Genomic DNA, 9359 nt, shown 5'->3' on the forward strand with positions numbered 1-9359 from the left:
GTGGCGCGCGTTCGCACCGTCCCCCTGTCAACGAGGACCGGCGCCTCGGCGACGCTGTCGGGCACCGGATCGGATCGTCGACCGGGCCAATTCACATGCCTCGTCGGGGCAGCGGCAGGTGACCGGGGAGCAGGTCGGGGGCGAGCGTCACCCCGGCGGCGCGCAGCGCCCCGATCAGCGTGTTCTGTACGAGGTACGAATCCGGCAGCTGCCAGCGGGCCTGCTCCGGGGCGACCGCCCAGCGGACCGTGCCCTCCGGCAGCCGGGTGGGCGGCGCGGGAATCCACGAGCCCGGCCCGTGCCGGACCACGTGGAAGCAGTGCTCCAACTCGGGCCGGAGCGGATCGCCGGGGCGGACCAAGAACATCCACCGCCCGGTGGGCGTGACCAGCACCGGCCCGCGTACGCCGGTGCCGGCCGGGTGGATCTGGACCGCGTCGAGCACGTGTCGGCCGAGGTGGGCGGGCACCTCCAGCACGTCGAACGCCCGGCCGGTGGGCAGCAGCACCCCGTGCGGTCGGCTCCGCCACCAGGTCGCCACCCGGGCCGGGTCGGCGCTGGCGGCCAGCTCCCAGTTCTCCAGGGCGGGGTGACAGCCCACTGTGGGACAGCCGGCCCGGCCACAGACGAAGCGGCTGCGGGCCAGGCAGGCACCCGGCGTGACCTCCCAGCCGTGTACGGCGTACCGGATGGCGACCCGGCGCAGCCGGACGCGTTCCAGCGGCGACAGTTCGGCGACGCGTGGTCCGACATTCCCCCACATGTGTGCCAACTCCTCTCGTCGGGCCCGGCGTTCGCCAGGTCGCATGTCGAGCACCGTCACTGCCGTAACCCACGATCGTTGAGGTTGACGAACGGCTCGTGCAACTTGCACGAAAAGTACGAGGACCAGCTGTACGGCTGACGTACATCCTGTGCGACCAGCGAAAACCTGAAAGTGAACGGCAGTCGCCGCACCCGCGGACATCGCCCCGACTCGATTGGTCGTCGGTGGCAGGGGAGGATGGGGAGATGGACGAGCTACCCATAGGGCGGCGAGTGGCCTACTGGCGGGGGCGACGCAAGATGTCGCAGCAGGTCTTCGCGGACCGGCTGGGCAAGTCCAAGAGCTGGGTGGACAAGGTGGAACGCGGCGTCCGCCGATTGGACAAGTTCTCCGTCCTCTACGAGATCGCCGACATCCTCCAGATGGATGTGCAGCTGTTGATGGGCAAGGACCCGGAGCGGCGCGCCGACGCCCTCAACTGCATCGACCAGGTCGAGGTGCAGGAGATCCGGGCGGCGCTGGAACGCTACGACTCGATGAGCGCGTACTTCGACGCGGCGCCGTACCCGCCGCCGATGGACGACATGCGCAAGGCCGTCAACCACGCCTGGCTCACCTACCAGTACGGCCGCTACGGGATGCTCACCCGGGCGCTGCCCAAGCTGCTGCGCGACGCCCAGGCGGCCGACGCCGCCTACGGCGGTGAGCAGGCCGCCGAGGCGGCCCACCTGCTCGGCCAGGTCTACCAGATCGCGTCCTCGGTGCTGCGCAAGCTCGGCGAGTGCGAGCTCGCCTGGCTGGCCGCCGACCGGTCGATGGCGGTGGCCCAGCGGGCCGACGACCCGCTGCTGGCCGGGATCGCCACCACCCGGGTGTGCAACGCCCTGGTCGCGATGGGGCGGGCCCGTCCCGCGCTGGAGCTGAACGTCCAGATCGCCAACCGGCTGGCGCCGGGTGGGAGCAACGAGGTCTCCCCGGCCCGCCTCTCCGTCTACGGGATGCTGCTGCTCCAGGGCGCGATGGCCGCCTCCCGCATCGGTGACTCGGCCAGCGTCGACGACCTGATCAACTGCGCGCAGGAGGCCGCCACCCTGCTCGGCGGCGACCACAACCACTACTGGACGTCGTTCGGCCCGACCAACGTGGAACTGCACCGGGCCGCCGCCGCGGTGGAGCTGGGCGACGGGGGGCGGGCCGTGGAGGTGCACCAGCTGCGCATCGCGGAGCCCTCGTTCAACGCGCTGCTGCCCGAGCGTCGCGCCCACCATCTGCTCGACATCGCCCGCGGGTACGCCCAGATGGGCGACGTGGCGAACGCCGGCGAGATGCTGCTGCTCGGTGATCGGCTCGCCCCGTCGGAGATCCGCTGCCGGCCGATCGCGCACGAGGTGATGTCCGACATCCTCCGTCGCACACGTGGTGCGCCGCCTTCTCCGGTAGCGGAGTTGGCTGAGCACATGGGAGTAGGGGTATGAGCGCGGAGCCGGTCTGATGGCCGGTGCAACGCACAACAGCGGGCACCGTGAGGTGCTCTACGTCATCGCCTGCGGTTCGCCGCTGGCCCGGCACGTCGGTCGTCTGGTCGACCTCGCCCAACAGGACGGTTGGGACGTCTGCGTGGTCACCACGCCGGACGGCGCGAAGTTCGTCGACCAGTCGGCCCTGATTCGGCAGACCGGCCACCCGGTGCGGACGCACTACAAGAATCCGGGTGACCCGGACGTGTTGCCGCCCGCCGACGCCATGATCGTCTGTCCGGCCACGGTCAACACGGTCAACAAGTGGGCCGCCGGGATCACCGACACCCTGGCGCTCGGGCTGTTGGTCGAGGCCCAGGGCAAGGGCGTCCCCATCGTGGCGGTGCCGTACACCAACGCGGCGATGGCCTGCCACCCGGCGTTTCGGGCCGGGGTGGCCCGGTTGGCCGAGTGGGGCGTCACGGTGCTCTTCGGCGACGACGTGATCGCGCTGCATCCGCCCGGAACGGGGGAACAGCACCTGCACGCCTTCCCCTGGGCGCTGCCGCTGGCCGCGCTGCACAGCGTCTCCTGGAGCGCCGCCTAGCTGTACTGCCCAGGGACGTTGGCGCGTCCGGCAGATCTTCCGCCCGACGCGGCCGGGCCGGGTGTCACCGCCCGGTGGCCTCGACGCCGGTAAGCTGGCCCGCCGTGAGCACAAGCGGATCCGCCCCCACGGTGAGCGACGTGGTGGCCGAGCTGGAACGGCGCTTTCCGCCCATCTGGGCGGAGGAGTGGGACCGGGTGGGGCTGGTGCTCGGCGAGCCGGCCGCCCCGGTCCGCCGGGTGCTCTGCGTGGTCGACGTGGTGCCCGAAACGGTCGACGAAGCCCTTGCTGCCGACGCGGACATGATCGTGGCGCACCACCCGCTGCTGCTGCGCGGGGTGTCGTCGGTCGCCGCGACGACCTTCAAGGGGCGGATCATCCACCGGTTGATCCGGGCCGGGGTGGCGCTCTACGCGGCGCACACCAACGCCGACGTGGCCTCCCCGGGCGTCTCCGACGCCCTCGCCGCCCGCTTCGGGCTCACCGGTCTGCGTCCGCTCCAGCGGCCCGCGCCCGGCTCGCCCGCCCACGGCGACGACCGGGGTTTCGGCCGGATCGGCGAGCTGCCCCAACCGATGACCCTCGCCGAGCTGACCCGGCACGCCGCCGCGGTGCTCCCCGTCACGTCCTGGGGAGTTCGCGCGGCAGGGGATCCCGGGCGTATGGTTCGTACCCTCGCCGTCAGCGGCGGGTCGGGGGACAGCTTCCTCGGCGCCGCGACCGCCGCCGGGGTGGACGCGTTCCTTACCGCCGACCTGCGGCACCACCCGGCCGGCGAGCACCTCGCCGCCGATGGTCCCGCCCTGATCGACGCCGCCCACTGGGCGACCGAACGACCGTGGCTGGACGACCTGGCCGCCTTCCTCCGGGAGGCGCTGGACGTCGAGACGCTGGTGTCCGACCTGGACACCGACCCGTGGACCGTGCACGCCGCCGCACTCGTTGTGGACGACAAGGAGCCCGACCGTGAAGGCTGACCCTCAGGTGCAGCGCCGCCTGCTCGACCTCCAGGCGATCGACACCAACCTCGCCCAGCTCGCCCACCGCAGGCGAACGCTTGCCGAGCGGGCCGAGCTGGAGTCGCTGGCCCGGGAGCTGTCGGCGATGGAGGACGAGCGGGTCCGCGCCCAGGTGGCGGTGGACGACCTGGACCGGGACATCGCCCGGTTGGAGAAGGACGTCGAGCAGGTCCGGGCCCGCAAGGAGAAGGACGAGAACCGGCTGGCCGCCGGCACCGGCCCGGCCCGCGAGCTGGAGGCGCTCCAGCACGAGCTGGTCTCGCTCAAGCGCCGCCAGGGCGACCTGGAGGATGCCGAGCTGGAGCTGATGGAACAGCGGGAGACCGCGCAGGGCGTACTGGACGGCGTGGAGCAGCGGCTGGCCGAGACCCGGGACAAGCGGGCGGCGACCGAGCAGCGCCGCGACGAAGCGTTGGCCGAGATCGCCAAGGAGGAGGAGTTCAAGCGGGGCGCCCGTCAGCCGCTCGCCGCCGACCTCCCGAGCGAGCTGGTCAACCTCTACGACAAGATCCGCGCGGACACCGGGCTGGGTGCGGCGCTGCTCACCGCGGGCCGCTGCGGTGGGTGCCGCCTGGACCTGTCCGGCGCCGACCTGGCCCGGATCCGCAAGGCCGCCCCCGACGACGTGGTCCGCTGCGAGGACTGCCGACGGATCATGGTCCGCACCAACGAGTCGGGCCTGTAGGTCGTGGCGCCGCGCGTGGTCTCCATCGAGGCCGACGGCGGGTCCCGGGGCAACCCCGGCCCCGCCGGCTACGGCGCGGTGGTCCGCGACCCGGAGACCGGCGAGGTGCTCGCCGAGCGCTCCGAGTCGCTCGGCACGGCCACCAACAACGTCGCCGAGTACCAGGGCCTGATCGCCGGGTTGACCGCCGCCGCCGAGCTGGGCGCCGCCGAGGTGGACGTCCGGATGGACTCCAAGCTGGTGGTCGAGCAGATGTGCGGCCGGTGGCAGATCAAGCACCCCGGCCTGCGCCCCCTCGCCGCCCAGGCCGCCGCGCTGGTGGGCCGGTTCACCGCGGTCCGGTTCAGCTGGATCCCGCGCGAGCAGAACCGGCACGCCGACGCCCTCGCCAACGCCGCCATGGACGCCGCCGCGGGTCGCCCCCCTGCGACTGCGGCCCCCGGCCGTCCTGCGACGACTGCGGCCGCCGGCCAGCCCTCGACGACGCCCGCCGCCCCGATCGTCGGCAGCGACCCGGCGACCGCGCCGGCCTCCTGGGAGCCGCGGCCGACCTTCACCGCCACCCGGCTGATCCTGGTCCGGCACGGCGAGACCGCGTACACCGAGCAGCGGCGCTACTCCGGGCGCGGCGACGTGCCGCTCTCCGAGCGTGGCCGGGCCCAGGCCCGCGCCACCGGCGCCCGGGTGGCCGCGCTGGCCCCGTCCGTCGCGGCCGTGCTCAGCTCGCCGTTGTCCCGGTGTACGGCCACCGCGGCGTCGATCGCCGGGGCGCTCGGTGACGTGCCGGTCCGCACCGAGGACGACCTGATCGAGTGCGACTTCGGCCAGTGGGAGGGGCGCACCTTCGCCGAGGTGCGCCAGCAGTGGCCGGGGGAGATGGACGCCTGGCTCGCGTCACCCCGGATCGCGCCGCCGGGCGGGGAGTCGTTCACCCACGTCGCCGAACGCGCGCACCGCGTCATCTCCGGGCTGCTCACCGCGTACCCCGGTGAGACCGTGGTGGTCGTCTCGCACGTCTCGCCGATCAAGCTGATGCTGCGCGACGCCCTCGCGGCCGGCGACGGTTTCCTGCACCGGCTCTTCCTGGACGCGGCCGGCATCTCGGTGCTCGACATGTGGCCCGACGGCGGCGTGGCCGTACGCACGGTCAACGACACCGCCCACCTCTCCACCCTCGACTGAGCCACCGCACCCTCCTTCCGTAGGGCCGGTCGGGCGCGCCGTTCGGCGCAGCCGGCCGGCCGTTCGGCGCAGCACCTCCCGGACGGGTCGGGTGACCGCCATCACCGAGTCGTAGCCTCCGGCCGTTACATCGAGAGCCTCGACTCCCCGGAGGTGTGTCAGATGGCTGCACCCGAACCGGAGGCGCCCACTACGGCGCCGACCAGGGCGAAGGACCACAGCCCCTGGAACTGGTTGCTCTTCATCCCCATCGTGGTGCCGCTGATCCCGGCGTTCTTCAATGGCGACTCGCCCCGGGTCTTCGGCTTCCCGCGCTTCTACTGGCTGCAACTGGCCTTCATCCTGCTCGGCGTCGGCACCACCACATTGGTCTACCAGATGACGAAGAAGCGGGGGAGCCAGTGAGCGCGAGGAGTGAGCCGGGTTTGCGAGCCCCGCAGTCGCGAACGAAGGAGGTTCAGTGATGTGGCGCGACCATCTCACCGAGATCATCGTCTTCTCCCTGCTGTTCCTCCTGGTCAGCGTGATGGGCTTCGTGGCCGCCCGGTGGCGGGCACCGAAGGACATGGCGCACCTGGACGAGTGGGGGCTGGGCGGGCGCAGCTTCGGCGGCTGGATCACCTGGTTCCTGGTCGGCGGTGACCTCTACACCGCGTACACCTTCGTGGCGGTGCCGGCGTTGATGTTCGGTGCCGGCGCGGCCGGGTTCTTCGCCGTGCCGTACACCATCGTCATCTACCCGCTGGTCTTCCTGGTGCTGGTGCGGCTCTGGTCGGTGTCGCACCGGCACGGGTTCGTCACGCCGGCCGACTTCGTCCGCAACCGGTTCGACTCGCCGGTGCTGGCGCTGCTGATCGCGATCACCGGCATCGTCGCCACCATGCCCTACATCGCGTTGCAGCTGATCGGCATCGAGGCGGTGCTCAAGACGATGGGCGTCACCGGCGACAACGCGCTGGCCCGGCACCTGCCGATCATCATCGCGTTCGCCATCCTGGCCGCCTACACGTACCAGTCGGGGTTGCGCGCACCCGCGCTGATCGCGTTCGTCAAGGACAGCCTGATCTACATCGTGATCCTGGTGGCGGTCATCTACCTGCCGTACAAGCTGGGCGGCTGGGGTGACATCTTCGCCGCCGCGGACGCGAAGTTCGACGCCTCACCCAACCCGAACGACGGCATCCTGCTCAACGGCAACAACCAGCTTCAGTACGTGACGCTGGCGCTCGGCTCGGCGTTGGCGCTCTTCCTCTACCCGCACAGCATCACCGGTGTGCTGGCCAGCCGGAACCGCGACGTGATCAAGCGGAACATGTCGGCGCTGCCCGCGTACAGCCTGCTGCTCGGGTTGATCGCGCTGCTCGGCTACATGGCCATCGCGGCCGGTGTGAAGCCGCTGCCCGGCAACTCGGCGGGCTCGGTGGACAACAACACCATCGTCCCGCTGCTGTTCGACCAGCAGTTCCCGGACTGGTTCGCCGGTGTCGCGTACGCGGCGATCGGCATCGGCGCACTGGTGCCCGCGGCGATCATGTCGATCGCGGCGGCGAACCTGTTCACCCGCAACATCTACAAGGAGTACCTGAAGCGGGACGCCTCCCCGGCCCAGGAGGCGAACGTCTCGAAGATCACCTCATTGGTGGTGAAGGTCGGCGCGGTGGCCTGCATCGTCTTCCTCGACCCGCAGTTCTCCATCGACCTCCAACTGATCGGTGGCGTGATCATCCTGCAGACGCTGCCGGCGGTGGCGCTGGGTCTCTACACCCGCTGGTTCCACCGCACCGGCCTGATCGTCGGCTGGGTGGCCGGCATGGGGTTGGGCATGTGGATGCTCTACCAGGTGGCCAGCCCGACCCGGAAGCACTTCGGCGGCTCGGCGTTCCCGCTGTCGGAGTTCGGGTTCGACACCACCCGGACGATCTACGTCGGCATCGTGGCGGTGGCGGTCAACCTGGCCGTGGCGGCGCTGGTGACGCTGGCGCTGCGGGCCGCGAAGGTCGAGGAAGGCGTCGACGGCACCGAGCCGGACGACTACTTCGCCGACGAGGGCGATCCCCGGGTCACCCCGGGCACCGACCGCGACGCCGACTCGGCCCGCGAGCCGGTCGCCTGACCTCAGGTAGGTACGCCCGGGCGCCGACGTTGGTCGGTACCCGGGCGTACCTGTCCCGCGCGCTGTCCCGCGCCGATCTTGCAGTCGTGGTGCCTGCTTGATGCTGACTAACGTCGATGTGTCGCTACCGAAAGTGCAAGATCGACGAAGCTGTAGCCGGGGCGGGGCGGGGCGGCGTCAGTTCAGGGCGCGCCAGAGCAGGTAGAGGCCGATCGTCGTGCCGAACACCACGATCACCGTCTTGAGCACCACCGACGGCAGCCGGCGGACGAGCCGGGCGCCCGCGTACCCCCCAATCAGGGTGGCCGGCGCGACCACCGCGACGGCCGCCCAGTTCAAGGGGCCGAACAGGGCGAACACCACCAGCGTCGTCAACCCCACCACCGCCGACAGCAGATTCTTGATTGCGCTCACCCGCGCCAGGGTCGCGTCCAGCACCAGGGCCAGCCCGGCCACCAGCATCACCCCGAGCGCCGCACCGAAGTAACCGCCGTACACCGCACCAAGCGCGACCATCGTCTGCACCGCGACCGTCCGCCGGCGTGGCGACAGGTCCCGGGGGTGACCGACCAGGCGGCGCAGCGGATCCTGGAAGGCCAGGACCGCTGTCGCGCCGAGGACCAGAAAGGGTACGACCAGCTCGAACGCGCGGGCCGGGGTGGCCAGCAGCAGCAACGCCCCGAGGATCGTGCCCACGATCGTGGTGGGCACCAGCGTGGCCAGCGCGCGGGGGCGCGGCAGGTCCTGTCGGCTGCCCGCCACGCTGGCCAGGTACCCGGGGAAGACGGCGACGGAGTTGCTGACGTTCGCCGGCACCGGGGGCAACCCGATCGCGATCATCGCCGGAAAGGTGATCAGCGAGCCGCCACCGGCCACCGCGTTGACCGTGCCAGCGGCGAGACCGGCAGCGAGCAGCAGCGCGGCGTGGGAGAGATCCATAGCCCCACGAGGCTAGCCGTCGCCCCACGGGACGAATTCGCCGGACCGACCTTGAGCTGCGCGATCTTGCCCAGGCGGGGCGGCAATACCGGCAGCCTGCTCGTCGTTAGGATGAGAGCGCGACGGACGAGTCGACCGGGCGGCCGCGTCGGCGGGCTTCGGCCCGCCGCCGAGGAACGTCCGGACTCCACAGGGCAGGGTGGTTGTTAACGGCAACCCGGGGCGACCCGCGGGAAAGTGCCACAGAAAACAGACCGCCGACCCCAACGGGGACGGTAAGGGTGAAACGGTGGGGTAAGAGCCCACCAGCATCCCGGGTGACCGGGGTGGCTCGGTAAACCCCACCCGGAGCAAGGCCAAGCAAGGGCCGTCACCGCAAGATGACGACCCGGCGCAGACGCTTGAGGGCTGCCCGCCCGATGTCTGCGGGTAGGCCGCTAGAGCCTGTCGGCAACGGCAGGCCGAGATGGATGGCCGCCGCCGGCGCAAAACCCCTCGGGGTACGCGCCGCGCACAGAATCCGGCGTACAGGTCGACTCGTCCGTCGCCCACCAGGCCAGCCGCCCCGACATGGTGGCTGACCTGCTGTTT

General features: G+C 71.4%; 9 protein-coding genes and 1 other RNA gene. 8 read left to right on the plus strand and 2 right to left on the minus strand.

Annotated features, from left to right (window positions below):
* Positions 1 to 91: 91 nt before the first annotated feature.
* Positions 92 to 763 (minus strand): bifunctional DNA primase/polymerase, encoded by a 672-nt coding sequence (locus AC5L30_RS26455; protein WP_354972126.1) that lies wholly within the window; start codon positions 761 to 763, stop codon positions 92 to 94.
* 248 nt (positions 764 to 1011) lie between these two features.
* On the opposite strand from AC5L30_RS26455, the gene AC5L30_RS26460 reads away from it, so the two are divergent.
* From AC5L30_RS26460 to mctP, 7 genes are all read left to right on the plus strand, one after another.
* On the plus strand, positions 1012 to 2241 hold the full coding sequence (locus tag AC5L30_RS26460) for a helix-turn-helix domain-containing protein (protein ID WP_494870346.1): 1230 nt from the start codon (positions 1012 to 1014) through the stop codon (positions 2239 to 2241).
* A 16-nt stretch (positions 2242 to 2257) separates the two neighbouring features.
* A complete protein-coding gene (locus AC5L30_RS26465) occupies positions 2258 to 2830 on the plus strand; it encodes a flavoprotein (protein WP_494870347.1) in 573 nt (190 codons plus the stop codon).
* A gap of 140 nt (positions 2831 to 2970) precedes the next feature.
* Positions 2971 to 3807 (plus strand): Nif3-like dinuclear metal center hexameric protein, encoded by an 837-nt coding sequence (locus AC5L30_RS26470; RefSeq protein ID WP_494870367.1) that lies wholly within the window; start codon positions 2971 to 2973, stop codon positions 3805 to 3807.
* Complete coding sequence (locus tag AC5L30_RS26475; RefSeq protein WP_494870348.1) at positions 3797 to 4534, plus strand: zinc ribbon domain-containing protein; 738 nt, start codon at positions 3797 to 3799, stop codon at positions 4532 to 4534. The genes AC5L30_RS26470 and AC5L30_RS26475 overlap by 11 nt, the downstream gene beginning before the upstream one ends.
* A 3-nt stretch (positions 4535 to 4537) precedes the next feature.
* A complete protein-coding gene (locus AC5L30_RS26480) occupies positions 4538 to 5716 on the plus strand; it encodes a bifunctional RNase H/acid phosphatase (RefSeq protein WP_494870349.1) in 1179 nt (392 codons plus the stop codon).
* A 162-nt stretch (positions 5717 to 5878) separates the two neighbouring features.
* Positions 5879 to 6121 carry a DUF3311 domain-containing protein gene (locus tag AC5L30_RS26485; RefSeq protein ID WP_494870350.1) on the plus strand — a complete coding sequence of 81 codons (243 nt, stop codon included), beginning with the start codon at positions 5879 to 5881 and terminating at the stop codon, positions 6119 to 6121.
* A 58-nt stretch (positions 6122 to 6179) separates the two neighbouring features.
* The gene (gene mctP / locus AC5L30_RS26490; protein WP_330438511.1) at positions 6180 to 7829 is read left to right on the plus strand and encodes a monocarboxylate uptake permease MctP; all 1650 of its coding nucleotides are present in this window, start codon (positions 6180 to 6182) and stop codon (positions 7827 to 7829) included.
* Positions 7830 to 8006: 177 nt separating this feature from the next.
* Here mctP and AC5L30_RS26495 read toward each other — a convergent pair whose 3' ends face one another.
* Positions 8007 to 8768: a sulfite exporter TauE/SafE family protein gene (locus tag AC5L30_RS26495; protein ID WP_494870351.1), complete on the minus strand. Its 762-nt coding sequence runs from the start codon at positions 8766 to 8768 to the stop codon at positions 8007 to 8009.
* A 127-nt stretch (positions 8769 to 8895) separates the two neighbouring features.
* On the opposite strand from AC5L30_RS26495, the gene rnpB reads away from it, so the two are divergent.
* Positions 8896 to 9312: RNase P RNA component class A (gene rnpB, locus AC5L30_RS26500), an RNA gene on the plus strand.
* Positions 9313 to 9359: the final 47 nt, after the last annotated feature.

Source organism: Micromonospora sp. BQ32, from assembly GCF_059358895.1.

Excerpts from the sequence above, each read along its gene's own strand:
- AC5L30_RS26465 (WP_494870347.1), top strand. The coding sequence starts at position 2,258 with ATGGCCGGTGCAACGCACAACAGCGGGCACCGTGAGGTGCTCTACGTC.
- AC5L30_RS26485 (WP_494870350.1), top strand. The coding sequence starts at position 5,879 with ATGGCTGCACCCGAACCGGAGGCGCCCACTACGGCGCCGACCAGGGCG.
- AC5L30_RS26455 (WP_354972126.1), bottom strand. The coding sequence starts at position 763 with ATGTGGGGGAATGTCGGACCACGCGTCGCCGAACTGTCGCCGCTGGAA.
- mctP (WP_330438511.1), top strand. The coding sequence starts at position 6,180 with ATGTGGCGCGACCATCTCACCGAGATCATCGTCTTCTCCCTGCTGTTC.
- AC5L30_RS26460 (WP_494870346.1), top strand. The coding sequence starts at position 1,012 with ATGGACGAGCTACCCATAGGGCGGCGAGTGGCCTACTGGCGGGGGCGA.
- AC5L30_RS26495 (WP_494870351.1), bottom strand. The coding sequence starts at position 8,768 with ATGGATCTCTCCCACGCCGCGCTGCTGCTCGCTGCCGGTCTCGCCGCT.